At 70.9% G+C, this 18,394-nt stretch carries 21 protein-coding genes; 8 read left to right on the forward strand and 13 right to left on the reverse strand.

What is annotated here, in order from left to right; genetic code table 11:
- The first annotated feature begins 31 nt into the window (after positions 1–31).
- Entirely contained in the window at positions 32–577 is a 546-nt protein-coding gene (locus ACFVYA_RS19905; RefSeq protein ID WP_387046790.1) for a Uma2 family endonuclease, read from the forward strand.
- Positions 578–590: 13 nt separating this feature from the next.
- Positions 591–1,145 (forward strand): Uma2 family endonuclease, encoded by a 555-nt coding sequence (locus ACFVYA_RS19910; RefSeq protein WP_387046792.1) that lies wholly within the window; start codon positions 591–593, stop codon positions 1,143–1,145.
- 48 nt (positions 1,146–1,193) lie between these two features.
- On the opposite strand, the gene ACFVYA_RS19915 is transcribed toward ACFVYA_RS19910, so the two are convergent.
- The 3 genes from ACFVYA_RS19915 to ACFVYA_RS19925 are packed head-to-tail and all read right to left on the reverse strand — an operon-like array spanning position 1,194 to position 3,798.
- Positions 1,194–2,411, reverse strand: a complete 1,218-nt coding sequence (locus tag ACFVYA_RS19915; RefSeq protein WP_285986686.1) for an amidohydrolase — start codon at positions 2,409–2,411, stop codon at positions 1,194–1,196.
- Positions 2,412–2,422: 11 nt separating this feature from the next.
- Complete coding sequence (locus ACFVYA_RS19920; RefSeq protein ID WP_387046795.1) at positions 2,423–2,926, reverse strand: GNAT family N-acetyltransferase; 504 nt, start codon at positions 2,924–2,926, stop codon at positions 2,423–2,425.
- Positions 2,893–3,798, reverse strand: coding sequence for an aldose 1-epimerase family protein (locus ACFVYA_RS19925; RefSeq protein ID WP_387046796.1), 906 nt, complete (start codon positions 3,796–3,798; stop codon positions 2,893–2,895). Before ACFVYA_RS19925 ends, ACFVYA_RS19920 begins: the two co-directional genes overlap by 34 nt.
- A gap of 66 nt (positions 3,799–3,864) precedes the next feature.
- Here ACFVYA_RS19925 and ACFVYA_RS19930 point away from each other — a divergent pair, with 66 nt between their 5' ends.
- Genes ACFVYA_RS19930 through ACFVYA_RS19945 form a run of 4 tightly spaced genes read left to right on the forward strand, consistent with a single transcriptional unit; the run spans position 3,865 to position 7,162 of the window.
- Positions 3,865–4,443: a TetR/AcrR family transcriptional regulator gene (locus ACFVYA_RS19930; RefSeq protein ID WP_387046797.1), complete on the forward strand. Its 579-nt coding sequence runs from the start codon at positions 3,865–3,867 to the stop codon at positions 4,441–4,443.
- Positions 4,443–5,276: an MBL fold metallo-hydrolase gene (locus ACFVYA_RS19935; protein ID WP_387046799.1), complete on the forward strand. Its 834-nt coding sequence runs from the start codon at positions 4,443–4,445 to the stop codon at positions 5,274–5,276. Before ACFVYA_RS19930 ends, ACFVYA_RS19935 begins: the two co-directional genes overlap by 1 nt.
- Positions 5,273–6,097, forward strand: a complete 825-nt coding sequence (locus tag ACFVYA_RS19940; protein WP_387046801.1) for an MBL fold metallo-hydrolase — start codon at positions 5,273–5,275, stop codon at positions 6,095–6,097. Before ACFVYA_RS19935 ends, ACFVYA_RS19940 begins: the two co-directional genes overlap by 4 nt.
- A gap of 57 nt (positions 6,098–6,154) precedes the next feature.
- A complete protein-coding gene (locus ACFVYA_RS19945) occupies positions 6,155–7,162 on the forward strand; it encodes a hypothetical protein (RefSeq protein WP_387046802.1) in 1,008 nt (335 codons plus the stop codon).
- On the opposite strand, the gene ACFVYA_RS19950 is transcribed toward ACFVYA_RS19945, so the two are convergent.
- The 3 genes from ACFVYA_RS19950 to pdxH form a co-directional block, all read right to left on the reverse strand.
- Positions 7,163–7,720: a DUF3558 family protein gene (locus tag ACFVYA_RS19950; protein WP_285986692.1), complete on the reverse strand. Its 558-nt coding sequence runs from the start codon at positions 7,718–7,720 to the stop codon at positions 7,163–7,165. It lies immediately after the preceding gene.
- 23 nt (positions 7,721–7,743) lie between these two features.
- On the reverse strand, positions 7,744–9,009 hold the full coding sequence (locus ACFVYA_RS19955; protein WP_387046855.1) for an MFS transporter: 1,266 nt from the start codon (positions 9,007–9,009) through the stop codon (positions 7,744–7,746).
- 219 nt (positions 9,010–9,228) lie between these two features.
- Entirely contained in the window at positions 9,229–9,906 is a 678-nt protein-coding gene (gene pdxH, locus ACFVYA_RS19960; RefSeq protein ID WP_013230168.1) for a pyridoxamine 5'-phosphate oxidase, read from the reverse strand.
- A gap of 229 nt (positions 9,907–10,135) precedes the next feature.
- Between pdxH and ACFVYA_RS19965 the strand changes: the two genes are divergently transcribed.
- Entirely contained in the window at positions 10,136–11,818 is a 1,683-nt protein-coding gene (locus ACFVYA_RS19965) for a cytosine permease (RefSeq protein ID WP_285986694.1), read from the forward strand.
- 45 nt (positions 11,819–11,863) lie between these two features.
- Here ACFVYA_RS19965 and ACFVYA_RS19970 read toward each other — a convergent pair whose 3' ends face one another.
- On the reverse strand, positions 11,864–12,574 hold the full coding sequence (locus tag ACFVYA_RS19970) for a TetR/AcrR family transcriptional regulator (protein ID WP_387046805.1): 711 nt from the start codon (positions 12,572–12,574) through the stop codon (positions 11,864–11,866).
- An 89-nt stretch (positions 12,575–12,663) separates the two neighbouring features.
- On the opposite strand from ACFVYA_RS19970, the gene ACFVYA_RS19975 reads away from it, so the two are divergent.
- Positions 12,664–13,764 (forward strand): lipase family protein, encoded by a 1,101-nt coding sequence (locus ACFVYA_RS19975; RefSeq protein ID WP_387046808.1) that lies wholly within the window; start codon positions 12,664–12,666, stop codon positions 13,762–13,764.
- Between the two features lie 59 nt (positions 13,765–13,823).
- Here the strand turns inward: ACFVYA_RS19975 and ACFVYA_RS19980 are convergent, their stop codons facing one another.
- Genes ACFVYA_RS19980 through ACFVYA_RS20005 form a run of 6 tightly spaced genes read right to left on the reverse strand, consistent with a single transcriptional unit; the run spans position 13,824 to position 18,232 of the window.
- Positions 13,824–14,543, reverse strand: coding sequence for an urease accessory protein UreD (locus ACFVYA_RS19980; RefSeq protein ID WP_387046809.1), 720 nt, complete (start codon positions 14,541–14,543; stop codon positions 13,824–13,826).
- A complete protein-coding gene (ureG, locus tag ACFVYA_RS19985; RefSeq protein WP_387046811.1) occupies positions 14,540–15,226 on the reverse strand; it encodes an urease accessory protein UreG in 687 nt (228 codons plus the stop codon). Before ureG ends, ACFVYA_RS19980 begins: the two co-directional genes overlap by 4 nt.
- Positions 15,216–15,896 carry an urease accessory protein UreF gene (locus ACFVYA_RS19990; RefSeq protein ID WP_387046813.1) on the reverse strand — a complete coding sequence of 227 codons (681 nt, stop codon included), beginning with the start codon at positions 15,894–15,896 and terminating at the stop codon, positions 15,216–15,218. The genes ureG and ACFVYA_RS19990 overlap by 11 nt, the downstream gene beginning before the upstream one ends.
- Positions 15,896–17,611: an urease subunit alpha gene (locus ACFVYA_RS19995; RefSeq protein ID WP_387046815.1), complete on the reverse strand. Its 1,716-nt coding sequence runs from the start codon at positions 17,609–17,611 to the stop codon at positions 15,896–15,898. Before ACFVYA_RS19995 ends, ACFVYA_RS19990 begins: the two co-directional genes overlap by 1 nt.
- 1 nt (position 17,612) lies before the next feature.
- Positions 17,613–17,918: an urease subunit beta gene (locus ACFVYA_RS20000; RefSeq protein WP_013230176.1), complete on the reverse strand. Its 306-nt coding sequence runs from the start codon at positions 17,916–17,918 to the stop codon at positions 17,613–17,615.
- Positions 17,919–17,929: 11 nt separating this feature from the next.
- Positions 17,930–18,232 carry an urease subunit gamma gene (locus ACFVYA_RS20005; RefSeq protein ID WP_285986701.1) on the reverse strand — a complete coding sequence of 101 codons (303 nt, stop codon included), beginning with the start codon at positions 18,230–18,232 and terminating at the stop codon, positions 17,930–17,932.
- Positions 18,233–18,394: the final 162 nt, after the last annotated feature.

The raw sequence follows: 18,394 nt of genomic DNA on the forward strand, positions 1-18,394 counted from the left end.
GTCGCGCGCGGGGGACGGATACCGTGGCGGCATGCCCGGTCATCTGCTGACCATCCAGGAGTACGCGGCGCTCGACGGCACCGGTTTCACGGAGCTGGTGGAAGGCCGCCTGGTGACCTCACCCGGCTCCGGCCGCCGACACGACGTGGCGGTGTGCCTGCTGGCCGGCCAGCTCGAACGGCAGCTGCCGCGCGGGCTCGCCTTCGTCGTCCGCAACGACCTCGACCTGCGCCTGGCACCGGACGGCGAGCCCGGCTTCGCCCGGCGGCCGGACCTGCTGATCGTCGGCCGCGCCGCGCTGGCCCGCGGCGACGGCCTGGTCCGGGCCGACGAGGTGCTCATCGTCGTCGAAATCGTGGCCCCGGACTCGAAGCGCACCGACTACCAGGTCAAGCACGACGAGTACGCCGACGCCGGGATCCCGCACTACTGGATCGTGGACACCGCCGAGCCGGTCTCGCTCGTCGCCTGCCACCGAGGCGGGGCCGGCTACGTCGACACGCCGGCGGTCACCGGCACCTTCACGACGGATGTCCCGTTCCCGGCGCGGCTCGACCTCGACGCACTGGTCTCGTGAGCTGGGAGGCCCGATGGCAGTAGTTCCGGTGCGATTGCTGACAATCGAGGAGTACGCGGCGCTCGGTGAAACCGAAGTCGGCTACACCGAGCTAGTGGAAGGCCGGGTGGTGACATCACCCAATCCTGGCGCGACGCACAATCTGGCTGCTTTCTCGCTGGCCGGACAGCTCGATCCGCAGTTGCCGCGCGAGCTGACATTCGTCCTCGGCGTCGACCTCGACCTACAGCTGGCTCCCGGCGACCAACCCAGCTTCTCGCGCCGGCCCGACCTGCTGATTTTCGACAAAGCCGCGCTTGCGCGCGGTGACGAGGAGATGCTTCGCGCCGACGAGGTCGCGGTGGTCGTGACACCGGAATCGAAGCGCACCGACTACCGGGTCAAGCACGACGAGTACGCCGACGCCGGAATCCCGCACTACTGGATCGTCGACCTCACCGAGCCGGTCTCGCTCGTAGCCTGCTACCGAGCAGGTTCCGGCTACCTGGACGCCCCCGCGGTCACCGGCACCTTCACCACCGATGTCCCGTTCCCGGTCAAGCTAGACCTGACCACACTCCTCGACTGATCGGGCAGCACGCCGGAACCGCCCGGTTACCGGCGTGCCGCCCGAAACTCAGCGAGTCTCCCGGTACCGGCGGTCCTTCGACACGCCCTCGCCCAGTGACTCGTCGAAGTGGTACACCTCGTCACCCCGGACGAAGACGCGCAGCGCGCGGTTCATCACGTCCAGCGGGTCGCCCGACCACAGCACCACGTCGGCGTCCAGGCCCGGCTTCAGCGAGCCGATCTGCCCGTCGAGGTCCAGCATCGACGCCGGGTTGATGGTCAGCGAACGCAGCGCCGTCGCCGGGTCGAGGCCGTCCTTCACCGCGAGGGCCGCCTGGTACACCAGGAAGTTGATCGGGATCACCGGGTGGTCGGTGGTGATCGCGATCTTCACGCCCGCGCGGGCCAGGATGCCGGCCGAGCGCAGCGTGCGGTTGCGCAGCTCGACCTTGGACTTCGTGGTGAACAGCGGGCCGAGGATCACCGGGACGTCGCGGGAAGCCAGCAGGTCCGCGATCAGGTGGCCTTCGGTGCCGTGGTTGATCACCAGCTTGTAGCCGAACTCGTCGGCCAGCCGGATCGCGGTCACGATGTCGTCCGCGCGGTGGACGTGCTGGTCCCAGAACAGCTCGCCGTCGAGGACCTTCGACAGCGTCTCCAGCGTCAGGTCCACCTCGTGCGGCTTGCCCTCGGACTCGGCGTGCGCGCGCTTCGCCTGGTAGTTGCGGGCCTTGGTGAAGGCCTCGCGCAAGATCGCCGCGACACCCAGGCGCGTCGACGGCGTCTGCTTCTTGTCGCCATACACGCGCTTCGGGTTTTCGCCGAGCGCGCTCTTCACGCTGACGTGCTCCGCGAACGTCATGTCCAGGATGCTGCGGCCCCACGTCTTGACACCGATCGTCTGCCCGCCGATCGGGTTGCCGGAGCCGGGCTTGATGACGACGCTCGTGACACCGCCCGCGAGCGCGTCGTCGAAGCCGGGCTCGTAGGGGTCGATGCCGTCGACGGCGCGGAAGCGGGCGCCGTTCGGGTCGGTCATCTCGTTGGTGTCGTTGCCGGCCCAGCCTTCGCCGTCCTCGTGGACGCCGAGGTGGGCGTGGGCGTCGATGAAGCCGGGCAGCACCCAGGTGCCGGCCGCGTCGACCAGTTCGGCGTCTTCCGGGATGTCGACGTCGACCTCGGTGCCGACCGCGACGATCTTGCCGCCGTCGATCAGGACCGTGCCGCCCTCGATGGGATCACCGTCGATGGGGACGACATAGCCCCCGACAATTGCCTTCGCCATAGTTCGCCACGCTAACGAACTCGTCCGGGGCCGTGCACGCGGGCCTTCTCCAAGTGCACGAGCTCGTGGTTGTTCTCGGGCGTCCGGTGCGTCTCGCGGTAGCCGTGCTTGGCGTACAGGTGCAACGGCCCCACGCTCTTCGAGCCGGTGAAGAGCCGGAACACCGTCACCTCCGCCGGCGCCGCCGACTCCGCGAACCGCAGCAGTCCGCCGCCCAGCCCGGCCCCCTGGCGGTCCGGAGCGACGACCAGGCGCCCGATCACCCCGACCGGCCCGGTCACCGTCAGCCGCACCGACGCCACCAGGCGACCCGATTCGCGCAGCCCCCAGGACAAGCCCGTGAGCGCCACCCGCGTCTCGTCCAGGGTCTCCAGCAGCGGCGGCAGATCCAGGTCTCCGTGCGCCCGGGCCTCGGTGACGTACGCGGCCCGTTGCAGCGTCAGGACTTCACCCGCGTCGGCGACGCCCAGGCGACGCGGCGTCACCGGACCCGGATGCCCCAGCTGCCCGACCACGACGCCGACGGCTCCAGCTCGATCAGGTCGGTGCCCGTGTTGAGCGCGTCGGCCGGACAGGTCATCGGCTCGATCGCCACCGCGCGGCCGCGGCCGACCAGGTCGTCCGGGGTGAAGACCTGGGCCCAGCGGAAGTCGGGGCCGGTCCAGACCAGCAGCTCCTGGCCGTCGTGGCTGAGGACGATGTGGTGCGTGCCGTCCTCGGCCTCCGCGAGGCCGCCGAACGCCGTGTCCAGGTTGACCCCCGCCAGCACGCGGCCGGTGCGGAAGTCGTACTCGGTGCCCTCGACGTCCTGCTCCTCGGCGTACGGCATTTGCTCGTCGGGCAAGGACGGCCGGACCCGGCTCGCGGGCAGCGCCAGCGTCAGCTCGTCGGTCGGGACGTCACCGATCCGGAAGTACGGGTGCGTGCCGACGCCGACGCCGATCGGCTGCTCGCCTTCGTTGCGGATCTCGTGGGTGACGGTCAGTTCGCGCGGCGCGACCTCGTACGTCACGGTCGCGCGCAGCGGCACCGGCCAGCCCGGCTGGACCGCGACGTCGACGGCCAGGGTGACCGACGATTCGGCGTGCTCCAGCAGCTCCCACTCGAGGTGGCGGGTCAGGCCGTGGATGGCGTTGCCGCGCGCCTCCTCGGTGATCTGGAGCTGCTGGGTCTCCCCCTGGAACGTCCACCGGCCACCCTTGGTGCGGTTCGGCCAGGGCAGCAGCACCTGCCCGGCGCCCATCGGCGGCTTCGCGTCTTCGGGGAACTCCTCGACGTACGGCACGCCGCCGACTTCGAAGGCACGCAGGCCGGCACCGATTTCGGTGACGACGGCGCGCGCGTTGCCGCGGGTGATCTCGAACTGCTGACCGGTCGGGTTGCCCATGCGCACGACCTTACCGATCCACGAAGTCACTAGACCGGTCGTCATAGTTTGCGCTACGGTTCCGTCATGGTTCGCCGCACCGACACGCGGCAGCGGATGCTCGACACCGCCGCCGACCTGTTCCAGACCCAGGGCTACCACGCCACCGGCCTGACCCAGCTGACCACGGCCGGCGGCGCCCCCAAGGGTTCGCTCTACTTCCACTTCCCCGGCGGCAAGGAGCAGCTCGCCACCGAAGCCGTCCGGCTGTCGAGCGAGCGCACGGGCGCTCTCCTCGAAGCCATCCTGGCCGGCGCTCCCGACCCCGCGACCGGGATCGACCGCGCGGTCGACGCGCTCGCGGGTTTCCTGACCGGATCGGACTTCCAGCGCGGCTGTCCTCTTGCGACGGTGGCGCTCGACGCCGCCGCGGCGAGCGAGCCCATCCGGGAGGCCTGCGCGGACGGCTACGCATCCTGGCACGGCGTTCTCGGTGGATACCTTGCCGGGCAAGGTCTTTCCGCCGGGCGAGCGGACGAACTCGCCACGATCGTGCTCGCCGCGATCGAAGGCGGGCTGCTGCTGGCCCGCACCCGCCGCGACCTCGCGCCGCTGCGCGCGGTCGCCACCCACCTGCACACCACCCTCGATCGGGAGTTCGCCTGATGCGCGTCCACCACCTCAACTGCGGCACCCTGCGCCCGCTGGGCGGCAAGCTGATCGACGGCCGGCCGGGCGTGTTCCGGCGCGCCACCATGGTCTGCCACTGCCTGCTGCTCGAGACCGCCACCGGGCTCGTGCTCGTCGAGACAGGCATGGGCACCCCGGCCGCGGTCGACCGGACCGCCTGGCTGGGCGCCGGGTTCGTCCGCCAGTCCAATCCGATCGCGGACCCGGCGCAGACGGCGATCGCCCAGGTCCGCGCACTCGGCTTCGACCCGGCGGACGTCCGCGATATCGTGCTGACCCACCTCGACCTCGACCACGCCGGCGGGCTCATCGACTTCCCGTGGGCGCGCGTGCACGTCTACGCCGAAGAGCTGCGCGCCTTCACCGACCCGCGCGACGACGAACGCGGCCGGTACCGCCGGATCCAGTTCGCTCATGGTCCACAGTGGACGTCCTATGCGGACAGCGGTGAGCCGTGGTTCGGCTTCGGTGCCGTCCGGCAGCTCGACGGCCTGCCGCCGGAGGTCCTGCTGATCCCGCTGTCCGGGCACACGCGCGGGCACGCCGGGGTCGCCGTCGACACCGGCCACGGCTGGCTGCTCAACGCCGGTGACTCGTACTTCTTCCACGGGCAGGCCGACCCCGCCGCACCGCACTGCCCGCCGGGCCTGAAGTGGTTCGAAGGCCACATGGAGACGGTGCGGGGCGCCCGGCTGGACAATCACCGCCGCCTGCGTCAGCTTGTTCAGGAGCACGGCGAGGAGGTCACCGTCTTCGCCGCGCACGACGAGACCGAATTCCTCCGGCTGAGCACCAGGAGCAGCGTATGAAGGTGCACCACCTGAACTGCGGATCGATGCGCCCGGTGGGTGGCAAACTGCTCGACGGCGAGCCCGGCCTGCTGCGGCGGGCGGAGCTGGTCGCCCACTGCCTGCTGCTCGAGACCGGCGACAGCCTGGTGCTGGTCGACACCGGGTTCGGCAGCCAGGGCGTGGCGCGCCCCGCCGAATGGCTCGGACAGCCGTTCCTGGCGATGGTCGGAGCCAAACCCGAGGCCGCCGAGACGGCCGTCGCGCAGATCGAGGCGCTCGGCCACGACCCGGCCGACGTCCGGCACATCGTCGCGACCCACCTCGACGTCGACCACGCCGGCGGCCTGGCCGACTTCCCGAACGCCGTCGTGCACGTCCGGGCGGAGGAGCACCGGGCCGCGACCGCGCCCGCGGACGCCGGGGAGAAGTACCGCTACCGCAGGGCGCAGTTCGCGCACCGCCCGCTGTGGAGCACCTACGACGAGACGGGCGAGCCGTGGTTCGGCTTCGAGGCGGTCCGGTCGCTCAAGGGCCTGCCGGAGGAGATCCTGCTGGTCCCGCTGACCGGCCACACCCGCGGCCACACGGGCGTGGCGGTCGACACCGGCGACGGCTGGCTCCTGCACGCCGGCGACGCCTACTTCTTCCACGGCCAGCTGGACCCGGTGGCCCCGCACTGCCCGCCGGGCCTGACGGCGTTCCAGAACATCGTCCAGACGCTGCGCGGACCGCGGCTGGAGAACCTGGCGCGGCTGCACGAGCTGGCGCGGACCCACCAGGACGAGGTCACGGTGTTTTCGGCGCACAGCCCGGTCGAGCTGGCCGCACTGCGCCGGTGATGCCGGGAACCGAATGATCTTCCGCCGCATCCAAGCCTCCGACGACAGGAGGTTCAGATGGTGGCGAAGATCCGTTGGTGCTCGGCCGTGCTCGGGGTGGTGGCCGCGCTGACGACGGCGTGCGGGAGCGAGCCGGGCCCGCGCCCGGCCGCAGCCGCGACGCCGGAACCGGCGCCGCTCGACCTCTCGGGTGTCGTGCTGCTGCACCATTCCGAGAAGACCGGCTTCGACGAGATCGTCTTCGCCGATCCGGCCTCCGGCGCGGCGAAGACGACCCTGTCCTTGCCTGGCTACGACTCGTCGCTGAACCGCTTGGACGGACCGGCCACCAAGCTGGATCTCGTCTCGCCCGACGGCCAGTACGCGACGCTCGAGACCTACGAAGGCGTCGATGTCTTCAAGCTCAACGCCGCCGACCGGAGGTACGAACGCACGGGCACCGTGCCGGCCCCGGAGCGGTCGATGAGCGAACGGGCCTCGCGGTTCCGGAACCCGCAGTTCAGCCCCGTCGGGTCGAAGCTGTACTTCGACGACGACGAGTCGGTGTACTCCGTCGACTACCGGCAGCTCGGCCGGCCGGTGGTGGAAGCCCGCATCGAGCCGAACACCAGCTCCGACCAGCACGTCGAGGACTGGCGGATCGGACCGCGGGGCGAAGTGCTGACCTGGCGGGACGTCCGGCACGCCGAAGACCGGCTGGCTTATCTGGCCGACTCGTCGGGCGCCATCGGGTACGCCTACTACGAAGAGCCCGGAGCGACCTACCAATTCGTCACCGCGCTCGACGCCACGACGACGCTGATGTCCGCCGTCACCGGCTCGGACGAGCACGGCGTGCTGATGCGCCTGACGCTCGACGGCGGAACGCCTCGGTTGACCAAGCTCGTCGAGAAGTCCGAGCCGATGATCGGCAAGGTGGCCGCCTCGCCGGACAAGGCCACCGTGCTCTACCAGACCTACCAGGGCGAGTGGTTCACCTCGCCGGTCACGCCGGGCGCGGTCGCGCGGCCCGCGTTCCCGCAGCTGCCGGCTACCGGGAGGTGGTCGCTCGTCGGCTGGGCTTGATCAGCCGGCGGCGAGGGCCTGCTTGACGAGCGGTGCGAGCTGCTCCGGCGTCATCTTCGCCGGGCCGGTGTAGTTGACCAGCACCGGCGTGCCCGCCACCAGCTCGGCCGAGGCGAGGGTCGCCGTCTTCTGGCCGTCGACGTAGTAGACGGCGCCGTCCGGGAAGCCCGGGACGTCCTGCGCGCCCGGCTTCGCCTTCTTGATCGACGCGAGCATCTCGGCGGGCTTGCCCTGCTTGCCCTCGTAGCGGGTCACCGCGAGCGCGCCCGCGGCCTTGCCGTCGTGCTGGTACTCGCAGGTGCGCGCCTTGCCGCCGTTGGCCGCGTTGTCCTGGACCGGGCCCGGCACCGCCTGGAGGTTGTCGAGGAACAGCGCCTTCGACACGGCCTCGGCGGGCAGCAGCTTGCACGGGTCGAGCGACCCGGCGGCGGCGTTCGTACTCGGCGCCGGCTTCGGCTTCGGGGCCGCGGAGGACGAAGGAGCTTTCGACGGTTCGTCCCCGGACGAGCAGGCGGTCAGCGCGGCAAAGGCGACAAAAGCGACAACTACGGTACGCATGTTCGCACCCTAACCCGATCGGACTACGACGTGGGCGCCCGGTATCGCCAGAAGGCCGGGAGCACGAACATCGACGCGCAGACCAGCACGATCACCAGCAGGCCGCCGACGCTCGCCGCGACCGTGGTGCCGAACGCGGCGGCGCCCCAGCCGTGGGTGAGGTCGGCGATCCGGGGGCCGCCGGCGACGACGACCGTGAAGACGCCCTGGAGCCGGCCGCGCATCTCGTCGGTGGTCGCGACCTGCAGGATCGCCATCCGGTAGACGGCGCTGACCATGTCCGCGGCGCCGGCCAGGGCCATGAAGACGACGGCGAGCCACAGCGAGTGCGCGAGCCCGAACGCGGCCACCGCCGCGCCCCACGCGCAGATCGCGACGACGACCGCGACGCCCTGGCGGTGGATGCGCGTGAGCCAGCCGGAGAAGAGCCCGATCAGCATCGCCCCCAGCGGCAGGGCGGCGTAGAGCCAGCCGAGCGCGGGACCGCCGCCGGGCGGGTCGCCGAAGGTCCGCTCGGCCATCTCCGGGATCAGCGCCCGCGGCATCCCGAAAACCATGGCGATGATGTCGACGACGAAGGAGGCCAGCAGGATCTTCTGCCCGGCGAGGTACCGGAAGCCGTCGACGACGTCCCGCAGCCCGGCGCGGCGCGAGGGGCCGTTGAGCGGCGGGATCGACGGCAGCCGCCAGACGGCGAGGAGGGTGATCGTCAGCGCGACGACGTCGATCAGGTAGAGGGTGGAGAGGCCGAGGACGGGGATCAGCGCACCGGCGAGCAGCGGCCCGAAGACGGCGCCGAAGGTGGACATCGTGCTGTTGAGGGCGTTCGCCGACGGCAGCAGTTCGGCGGGCACGAGCCGCGCGACGACGGCGCCGCGCGTGGGCATGTTGATCGCGAAGAGCGCCTGGTTGACGGCGAGCAGCCCGAGGACGAGCCAGACGGAGCCGAAGTTCAGGAAGGCCTGCAGCCAGAGCAGGGCGGAGGTGATCGCGACGAGGACGTTGGTGACAACGAGCAGCTTCCGCCGATCGACGGCATCGGCGACAGCACCGCCCCAGAGCCCGAAGATCAGCAGCGGCACGAGGGCGACGAGCCCGGTGAGTCCGACGTAAGCGGAGGACCCGGTGAGGTCGAAGACCTGCTTGGGCACGGCAACGGCGGTGAGCTGGGTCCCGACGGCGGTGACCACAGTGGACAGCCAGAGCCGCCGGAAGGCCGGGATCTTGAGCGGCCGGGTGTCGACGATGATGCGGCCGAGGACCTTGCGCAAGCCCGAGCGGGGCGGCAGGGTCCCCGGTTCACCAGTCACAACGCATCAGCTTAGCGGGGCTAACTATCTGGAGTCGCGTGATTTATGTCGCGCGGGGAGACCAGCAGCGCAGCCCCCGCCCACCCTGGGGGGCGTGCCCTTGTCCAGCGTATCGCGCCCCTCCGGCAAAAAGCCGGAAAAGCGGCCGCCGGAGCCCGGCTGTCCACACCACGACCGGCATGTGGACAGCCGGCAGGATCAAGGCGCCACGCGCTCGATGTTCCAGCCGTCGTCGTTGCGGACGTACCGGAGGCGGTCGTGCATGCGGTCCTCGCGGCCCTGCCAGAACTCCACCAGGTCCGGGCGGATCCGCCAGCCGCCCCAGTGCGGTGGGGCCGGGATCTGCTCCACGTCCGCGAACCGCCGCTCGATGCCGTGCAGCGCGTTGTCCAGCGCCCGGCGCCCATCCACCACACGGGACTGCGGTGACGCCCACGCGCCCAGCTGGGAGCCGCGGGGGCGCTGGGCCCAGTACTCCGCCGTCTCCTTGACGCCGACCTTCTCGACCTCGCCGCGGACGTGGACCTGGCGGTGGAGCGCGTACCAGGGGAACGTCACCGACGCGTACCGGGTCGCCGTCAGGTCGTGGCTCTTCGAGGACGTGTAGTTCGTGTAGAACACCACGCCGCGGTCGTCGAGGCCCTTGCACAGGACCGTCCGGGACGATGGGCGGCCCTCGGCGTCCGCCGTCGCCAGCACCATCGCGTTCGGCTCGGCGATGCCGGCGGCCACGGCCTGGTTCAGCCAGCCTTGCAACTGGTCGGTCCAGGTGGCCGCCAGCGCGGATTCGTCGAACGCCGCCCCGTCGTAGGCGACGCGCATTCCGGGCAGGCGCACTACGGCGTCTTCCACCTGGTCCTCGATCTCCGGCATCATCGCCAAACCTCCGTACCCGGTCGGGGCAGCTGTCACTTCGGCTCCTGCGCACGTTAGGGCCTCGCGCGCGGCAGCGGAACCCACTGAACGGTGACACCCGCCACCCCCGTCGCGCCACCAGGCCGTAACCGCTGGACAACAAGCTGTAACCCCCGTGTTACCCGCCGGACCAGGATCGATACAGGAAACGCCTACCTTCGGCCCGTTCCCCACCACCCCGGAGGCAGGCATGACCGAGACCCTGTCCAACGCCGAAGAAGCCGAAGAAAGCGCCCCGCCGAAACGCCGGTACGCCCCGCTCGCGGCGAACGAGAACCGCGAGGACTACTCACTGCGCTTCGCCGCTCATTCGTTCCGGAAATGGTCCCCGTTCGTCGTCGCGACGACGGCGCTGGGCGGCATCGCCTACCTCGCCGACTTCGCGATCGGCGCCAGCATCGTGCTCTCCTACGGCTTCACCTCCGGCGTCCTGGCGATCCTCGCCGCGGCCCTCGTCATCTTCGTGACCGGCGTGCCCATCGCGGCCGCCTGCGCGAAGTCCGGAGTGGACATGGACCTGCTGACCCGCGGAGCCGGCTTCGGCTACTTCGGGTCGACGCTGACGTCGCTCGTGTACGCGAGCTTCACCGTCATCTTCTTCTCGCTCGAAGGCTCGATCATGGGCCAGGCCTTCGAGCTCGCCCTCGGCATCCCGCTGCCCATCGGCTACCTCCTGGCGACGCTCATCGTGCTGCCCTTCGCCCTCTACGGCATGGGCGCGGTGGCGAAGATGCAGACCTGGACGCAGCCGCTGTGGCTCGCCGGGCTGGTGCTGCCGTTCGTCGTCGTGCTGGTCCGGGAGCCCGGCAAGTTCGCCGAGTTCGCCCACTTCGGCGGCACCGAGGGCACCGGCTCCGGGTTCTCCGCGATCGGGTTCGGCCTCGGCATGGGCGTCGCGCTGTCGTTGATCGGGCAGATCGGCGAACAGGCCGACTACCTGCGGTTCATGCCGGAGAAGACCACGGAGAACAAGCGGTCGTGGTGGGCCGCGGTGCTCGCCGCCGGACCCGGCTGGGTGATCCTCGGGGCCGCGAAGCAGATCGGTGGCGCGTTGCTGGCGTTCCTCGCCCTCGGTGTCGTCGGGAAGACGCACGCGCTGGAGCCGATCGCGCCGTACCTGGAAGCGGTGAAACCGGCGCTCGGGCCGGTGGCGCTGACGTTCGCCGCGCTCTTCGTCGTCGTCTCGCAGATCAAGATCAACACCACCAACGCCTACTCCGGCTCGCTGTCGTTCGCGAACTTCTTCTCCCGCGTGCTGCACAAGCACCCCGGCCGGGTCTGGTACGTGCTGGTCAACTGCGGGATCGCGCTCGCGCTGATGGAGTTCGGCGCGTTCGGTTTCCTGAACAAGATCCTCGGCTTCTACTCGAACGTCGCCATCGCGTGGATCGGCGCCGTCTGCGCCGACCTGGTGATCGCCAAGCCACTGGGCCTCTCGCCGCGCTACATCGAGTTCAAGCGGGCCTACCTGCACAAGATCAACCCGGTCGGGTTCGGCTCGATGGTGGTCGCGTCGGCGGTGTCGATCGCGGCCTACTTCGGCGCGTTCGGGCCGTTCCTGGCCGCGTTCAGCCCGCTGCTGGCACTGGTCATCGCGATCGTGCTGGTGCCGACGCTCGCGGTCGCGACGAAGGGCAAGTACTACCTGGCCCGGCCGAACACGGTCGCCGGCCCGGACACCGACGTCGACCTGCGCGCCACGCACACCTGCTCGGTCTGCGGCGATCCGTACGAACTGCCGGACGTCGCCGACTGCGCGAAGCAGGACGGCCCGATCTGTTCGCTGTGCTGCACACTCGACAACACCTGCCACGACCTGTGCCAGACGACCGGCCCGGTCGCGCTCGGCCTGCCGGCGGTCCGCACGACGTGACGTCCATGAGGGCCCTTTCCCGGCGCGGACGCCGGGAAAGGGCCCTCACGTTCGCCGGGCTCCCCCCTGCTCCCCCGCCCGGCTCGACTCTTCCACGCCGGAGGACGCGCCGGGGTTGCCGGGGCTTTCCAAGATCTTTCCGGGTCGCATGATGGCCGCCAGCATCAGCGCGCGCAGCTCCGCGCCGACGTCCTCCACCGGCAGCGGCGGCTCGTGCGCCTGCCACTCGCGCAGCAGCCCGGTGGCCGCGCCGACCAGCGCGATCGCCGTCAGCCGGTAGTCGCGGTCGGGCGCGGCGCCGTGCTCGGCCGCGTGCCGCGCCTCCGTTTCGATGAAGGTCGCCCAGCGGTCGACCCACACCTGGTGCTGCTCTTCCAGCTCCGCGCTGACGCCGACGGCTTCGACGTAGTTGAGCCTCGGGAGCCGGGGATCCACGGTGACCGTGTCGATGAAGACGTCGAGCAGCGTGGCGATCCGGGTCATGGCGTCGGCCTCGGCGACCTTGCCGAGCGCGGCGGTGACGTGTTCCAGCGCCAGGCTGTTGATCCGGTCGTGGAGGGTGCGCAGCACGTCCTCCTTGCCGGTGAACTCCTCGTAGAAGTTCCGCGTCGACACGCCGGCGCGGGCGCAGACCTCGGTGATCTTCGTCTGCCGGAAGCCGAGGGTGGTGAACAGCTCGAGACCGGCCGTGAGCAGCCGCTCGCGGCGGTCGGCGCGACGTTGTTCGGGTGCGACGCCGCCGTACGTGCGAGCCAACGGGGGTGTCCTCCTTCTGAGGGATTGCCGGATCCTACCGGGCTGGCTAAATTGTGAAAACCTTGATTACCAAACAGCCGGAGGCAACGATGCTTCGTCGGTTAGTGGTCGCCGTCGCGCTCCTTTTCGTGACAGCCGCCCCCTCCGCGCACGCGGACCCGGGTGTCCTCCTCGAACAGCGGCCCACGACGGTGTTCATCGGCCCGTTCCCGGCAACCGTCAAGGCCTGGCACCTCGTCTACCGCTCGACCTCGGCGACCGGCGAACCGAACGCCGTCTCCGGGACGCTGCTGGTGCCGCCGACGCCGTGGCCGCGCGGCGGCCCGCGGCCCCTGATCACGTACGCGGTGGGCACGCACGGCCTCGGCGACCAGTGCGCGCCCTCGAACCTGCTGGCCCACGGCGTCGAGAACGAAAGCGCGTTGCTGGCGCAGGCGTTGACGCAGGGGTGGGCCGTCGTCGTCACCGACTACGAAGGGCTCGGCACGCCGGGACCGCACACGTACGCGGTCGGCCAGTCCGAAGGCCGGGCGGTGCTCGACGCGGCGCGGGCCGCGGCCCGGGTGCCCGGAGCCGGGCTGTCCCCGGCCGGCCCGGTGGGCGTGTTCGGCTACTCGCAGGGCGGCCAGGCCGCGGCGTGGGCGGCCGAACTGCAGGCCACGTACGCGCCTTCGCTGAACGTCGTCGGCGTGGCGGCCGGCGGGGTTCCGGCGGACCTGAACGCGGTGTTCGCCGCCAACGACGGCGGCGCGGCGTTCGGCCTGGTCCTCGGCGCGGCCACCGGCTTCGCCGCGGCGTACCCCGACGTCCCGTTCACGTCGATCCTGAACGAGCGCGGCCGCGAGGCGGTGGCCCGGGTGTCGAAGGCGTGCACGATCGAGCTGGGTACGGCGGCACCGTTCGCGCACCTGCGGGACTTCGTGACGGTGCCGGACCCGATCCACGAGCCGCACTGGCAGGCCCGGCTGGCGGAGAACCACCTGGGCACGACCGCGCCGGAAGCGCCGGTGTACCTGTACCACGGGACGCTGGACGAGCTGATCCCGTTCAGCGTCGGAACGGCGTTGCGCGACCGCTGGCGGTCCCTGGGCGCGGCGGTGACGTGGCAGGAGTTCCCGCTGCTGGAACACATCGGCGGCGTCTCGATCGGCGGGCCGGCGGCGATGACCTGGCTGGGCACGAAGTTCTGAGGGTTCCGGGCCACCCGAAACCGTCGGTACCTCCCGGTAGCGTGGAAAACGGGGGCTGCTCAGAACGCCGGGACCCCGGCCTCGGCCAGCCCCTTCATCGCCGTCACGGCGTCCGGCGCCAGGGAAGTCACCAGCGTGCCGCCCGCGGCGAGCGGGCTGCGGGACCACCACTCACCCGAAGCCGCCGGCTCCTCCGGGCCGCCGACGACCAGGTCCGTGGCCAGTACCCGGCGTCCCGCCAGCACGGCCAAGCTGCCGTCCAGCCCCGCATCCCCCACCGAAAGCGTCTGGCGCAGCACCGGCAGCGAACCCCGCGTGACCGACGACGAAGTCGTCAGCGACCCCGGGCTCTCCCCGGCCCGCCCCAGCACGAGCACCTCCCGCGTGTGCAGGTAGGCATCCGAAGCCAGCGAAGCCCGGAAAACCGCACTGTGCCGGGCCCGCGCCGTGATCACCGTCGGCTCCGGCAGGTACTCCAGCGAACCGCCCGGCTCCACCACGATGTCCACAGTGGATACGGAAGACTCGCCGTGCAGCCCCGGCAGGGCCAGCGTCGCCGCCACGCCCGACAGGCGGAGGGAAGCGCCCGGCCCCACCCGCACCGTGAGCAGCAGGTCGTCCCCGCCCAGCGGGGAGGTCGCCGAGTTCACCAGGTGCACCACCGCCGTCGCACCGGAACGCCGGCGCGGGAACAACGTCAGCGGCGCCATCGAGCGCAGCTCCCGCAACACCGTGCGCGAGCCGTCGAAGCACGCCGTCAGCCGCGCGTGGGCCTTCACAGCAGGGAGCGGACCCAGTCGGCGACCGCCGGCGCGTCCGGGGTGTCCACAAGGGACTGGGTGATCACCGGCAGCGAACCCCGCATCCGGTGCGCGTCCGACGTCATCACGACCATGTCCGCGCCGACCAGGTGGGCGATGTCGATCTTGTTGATCACCAGCAGGTCCGCCGTCGTGACGCCGGGGCCGCCCTTGCGCGGCACCTTGTCGCCGCCCGCCACGTCGACCACGAAGATCTGGCTGTCCGCCAGGCCCCGGCTGAACACCGCCGTGAGGTTGTCGCCGCCGCTCTCGATGATCACCAGGTCCAGGCCGGGGAACTTCTCCTCGAGCCGCTCGACCGCGTCGAGGTTCGCGGTGATGTCGTCGCGGATCGCGGTGTGCGGGCACGCGCCCGTCTGCACCGCCTCGATCCGCTCCGGGTCCAGCACGCCCGCGCGGCGCAGGAAGTCCGCGTCCTCGGTCGTGTAGATGTCGTTCGTGACGACGGCGAGCCGGATCTCGTCGCCCAGCGCGCGGCACAACGCCGCGGTGAGCGCCGTCTTGCCCGAGCCGACCGGGCCGCCGATGCCGATCCGGTACGCGCGCCCGGCCGTCGGCGCGGCGTCGTAGTGGTCGGGTTCGCTGGCCGTCGGGTCGAAGTTGACCTCGTGGAAATGACCGTGACCGTGCTCAGCTGGCAAAGAGACGCACCTCTTCCTGGTGGTGCCGGGCGTGGGCCTCGGCGAACAGATCCAACGCGGGTGACCCCGGCGACGGCAGCGACGCCGGGTCGTCGCCCGCCACCGCGGCCGCGTCCGTGCACACCGAACGCAGGTCGAGCCGCGCGACCACGGCGTTGACGGCAAAGGGGTCCAGCCCGAGCAATCGCACTGCCGCGCTCGCCGGGCCGCTGACCGACAGGTACGCGGCCGCCATCGCGGCGTCGTACGGCGAACCACCCGCGACGCCGGCCAGCGCGCCCAGCACGATCGGGTGGTGCGGCCGCGGCGTCTCGGCCAGCAACCCCTCCAGCACGGGAGACGGCCACGCGATCCGGCCGGCCCGTGCGGTTCCCCGCCCCTGCGCCCGCGAAGCCTCCCGCTGAGCGAGCGACGGGGTGCGCGCGTCGAGTTCGGAATCCAACCGGGCCCAGTGTCCACCGGAGACGGATCGCGCGGCGGCGTGTGCCGAAGCGGCGGCGAAAACCGCCGCCAGGAAGCCCGCCGTCCGCAACCGTCCGGAAAGGAACCCCGGCAGATCCCGCACCGCAGTCACCAATTTTCGCGCAACGACCTCTTCCAGCCCGCCACTGTGGACGTGCCCGCCGCCGGGGAAGCGGGAGTCCGCGAGGATCAGCGCCGAAAGGTCCATCAGAACAGGAAGTACCTTTGCGCCATCGGCAGTTCCGTCACCGGCTGCGGTTCGATCAGCTCTCCGTCGACGTGCACCGCGAAGCTGTCCGGCTCGACGCGGACGTCCGGTGTCGTGTCGTTGAGCACCATGTCCGCCTTCGTCCGCGCGCGCATGTTCGACACCGCCACCAGCGGCCGGGTGATGCCGAAGGTCTCGCGCAAGCCACTGTCCAAAGCGGAGGGCGCGACGAAGTGCAGACTCAGGGCGGCCCCGATCGACGCACCGAACATCGGCCGCGCCATGACCGGCTGCGGGGTCGGGATGGACGCGTTCGCATCGCCCATGGCCGCCCACGCCGGGAAGCCGCCCTTCAGCACCACGTGCGGGCGGACGCCGAAGAACTTCGGCTCCCACAGCACGAGATCCGCGAGCTTGCCGACCTCGACCGAGCCGATTTCGGTCTCCATGCCGTGCGCGATGGCCGGGTTGATCGTGTATTTGGCGACATAGCGACGGGCACGCAGGTTGTCGGCCGCGCCGTCGCCGGGCAGGGCGCCGCGGCGGCGTTTCATCACGTGCGCGGTCTGCCAGGTCCGGATGATCACCTCGCCGATCCGGCCCATCGCCTGCGAGTCGGAGCTCATCATCGAGATCGCGCCCATGTCGTGCAGCACGTCTTCGGCGGCGATCGTGGTCGGCCGGATCCGGCTCTCGGCGAAGGCGAGGTCCTCGGGCACCGAGGGGTTGAGGTGGTGGCAGACCACCAGCATGTCGAGGTGCTCGTCGAGGGTGTTGGCCGTGTGCGGGCGGGTCGGGTTCGTCGAGGACGGCAGCACGTTCGGCAGCGAGACGACCTGGATGATGTCCGGCGCGTGCCCGCCACCGGCCCCTTCGGTGTGGTACGCGTTGATCGAGCGGCCGCCGATGGCGTCCACAGTGGATTCCAGGAAGCCGGCCTCGTTCAGCGTGTCCGTGTGGATGGCCACCTGGACACCGGCTTCGTCGGCGACGGTCAGGCAGGCGTCGATGGCGGCCGGGGTGGTGCCCCAGTCCTCGTGGAGCTTGAACCCGCCCGCCCCCGCCGCCAGCTGTTCGCGCAGCGCCTCGTGCCGCACGGTGTTCCCCTTGCCCAGCAACAGGACGTTGACCGGATAACCGTCCATGGCGGCCAGCATCCGGCCGAGGTTCCACGCGCCGGGTGTGACGGTCGTGGCCTTGGTGCCCTCGTTGGGGCCGGTGCCGCCACCGACCAAAGTGGTCAGCCCGGCGGCCAGCGCCGTGTCGACGAGCTGCGGGCAGATGAAGTGGACGTGGCAGTCGATCCCGCCGGCGGTGAGGATCTTGCCGTTGCCGGACAGCACCTCGGTGGACGGCCCGATCACCAGCGCCGGGTCGACGCCGTCCATCGTGTCCGGGTTGCCCGCCTTGCCGATGCCGACGATCCGGCCGTCGCGCACCCCGACGTCGGCCTTGACGACGCCCCAGTGGTCGAGGATCACCGCGCCGGTGATGATCAGGTCGGGTGCGCCCTCGGCCCGGGTCGCGGTGCCCTGGCCCATGGACTCGCGGATGACCTTGCCGCCGCCGAAGAGCACCTCGTCGCCGGAGCCGCCAGGCCCCATCGATCGGTCTTCGGTGACCTCGATCAGCAGGTCGGTGTCGGCGAGCCGGATCCGGTCGCCGGTGGTCGGGCCGAACAGCTCGGCGTAGCGCTCGCGGTCGATCTGCGGCATTTCAGAAGTCTCCTGCGAATTCGGACCGCAGCCCGGGGACGCGCCGAGCGCCGGCGAGCGGGACGAGATCGACTTCCCGTTCCACGCCGGGTTCGAAGCGCACCGACGTCCCCGCCGGGACGTCGAGCCGGTGGCCGCGGGCGGCGTCCCGGTCGAACTCGAGCCCCGGGTTCACGGCCGCGAAGTGGTAGTGCGAGCCGACCTGCACCGGCCGGTCGCCGAGGTTCCGCACCAGCAGCCGGACGCGCGCGCGGCCGGGGTTCAGCTCGACCGGCTCGTCACCGGGAATGATCTCGCCAGGGCGCATGCCGCTGCCTTTCACACGATCGGGTCGTGCACGGTGACGAGCTTGGTGCCGTCCGGGAAAGTGGCCTCGACCTGCACGGAGTCGACCATCTCCGGCACGCCGTCCAGCACCTGCGCCCGGGCGAGCACGCTCCGGCCGCTGGCCACCAGCTCACTGACCGTGCGGCCGTCGCGGGCGCCTTCGAGGACGTGGTCGGTGATGAGCGCGACCGCCTCGGGGTAGTTGAGCCGGACGCCGCGGTCCAGCCGCTTCCGCGCGACGTCGGCCGCCACGTGGATGAGCAGCTTGTCGCGCTCCTGCGGGCTGAGGTGCATCCGCTAGGTCTATCACCCGAAACGCGGGAGCGCCGGGTTCGGAAACACAGGATTTACCTGGGCTTCGTCACACTCCGTGGCGAGAAATTCTCCCGTCGCCGGACTTCGGTGACTGAATCGTTCTCGTAATCGTGACCGAAACCACCACATCTTTCGATTGCC

The organism is Amycolatopsis sp. NPDC058278 (assembly GCF_042881395.1).
Classification (GTDB): domain Bacteria; phylum Actinomycetota; class Actinomycetes; order Mycobacteriales; family Pseudonocardiaceae; genus Amycolatopsis.

Excerpts from the sequence above, each read along its gene's own strand:
- ACFVYA_RS19905 (WP_387046790.1), top strand. The coding sequence starts at position 32 with ATGCCCGGTCATCTGCTGACCATCCAGGAGTACGCGGCGCTCGACGGC.
- ACFVYA_RS19910 (WP_387046792.1), top strand. The coding sequence starts at position 591 with ATGGCAGTAGTTCCGGTGCGATTGCTGACAATCGAGGAGTACGCGGCG.
- ACFVYA_RS19915 (WP_285986686.1), bottom strand. The coding sequence starts at position 2,411 with ATGGCGAAGGCAATTGTCGGGGGCTATGTCGTCCCCATCGACGGTGAT.
- ACFVYA_RS19925 (WP_387046796.1), bottom strand. The coding sequence starts at position 3,798 with ATGGGCAACCCGACCGGTCAGCAGTTCGAGATCACCCGCGGCAACGCG.
- ACFVYA_RS19930 (WP_387046797.1), top strand. The coding sequence starts at position 3,865 with ATGGTTCGCCGCACCGACACGCGGCAGCGGATGCTCGACACCGCCGCC.
- ACFVYA_RS19935 (WP_387046799.1), top strand. The coding sequence starts at position 4,443 with ATGCGCGTCCACCACCTCAACTGCGGCACCCTGCGCCCGCTGGGCGGC.
- ACFVYA_RS19940 (WP_387046801.1), top strand. The coding sequence starts at position 5,273 with ATGAAGGTGCACCACCTGAACTGCGGATCGATGCGCCCGGTGGGTGGC.
- ACFVYA_RS19945 (WP_387046802.1), top strand. The coding sequence starts at position 6,155 with ATGGTGGCGAAGATCCGTTGGTGCTCGGCCGTGCTCGGGGTGGTGGCC.
- ACFVYA_RS19950 (WP_285986692.1), bottom strand. The coding sequence starts at position 7,720 with ATGCGTACCGTAGTTGTCGCTTTTGTCGCCTTTGCCGCGCTGACCGCC.
- pdxH (WP_013230168.1), bottom strand. The coding sequence starts at position 9,906 with ATGATGCCGGAGATCGAGGACCAGGTGGAAGACGCCGTAGTGCGCCTG.
- ACFVYA_RS19965 (WP_285986694.1), top strand. The coding sequence starts at position 10,136 with ATGACCGAGACCCTGTCCAACGCCGAAGAAGCCGAAGAAAGCGCCCCG.
- ACFVYA_RS19975 (WP_387046808.1), top strand. The coding sequence starts at position 12,664 with ATGCTTCGTCGGTTAGTGGTCGCCGTCGCGCTCCTTTTCGTGACAGCC.
- ACFVYA_RS19990 (WP_387046813.1), bottom strand. The coding sequence starts at position 15,896 with ATGGACCTTTCGGCGCTGATCCTCGCGGACTCCCGCTTCCCCGGCGGC.
- ACFVYA_RS19995 (WP_387046815.1), bottom strand. The coding sequence starts at position 17,611 with ATGCCGCAGATCGACCGCGAGCGCTACGCCGAGCTGTTCGGCCCGACC.
- ACFVYA_RS20000 (WP_013230176.1), bottom strand. The coding sequence starts at position 17,918 with ATGCGCCCTGGCGAGATCATTCCCGGTGACGAGCCGGTCGAGCTGAAC.
- ACFVYA_RS20005 (WP_285986701.1), bottom strand. The coding sequence starts at position 18,232 with ATGCACCTCAGCCCGCAGGAGCGCGACAAGCTGCTCATCCACGTGGCG.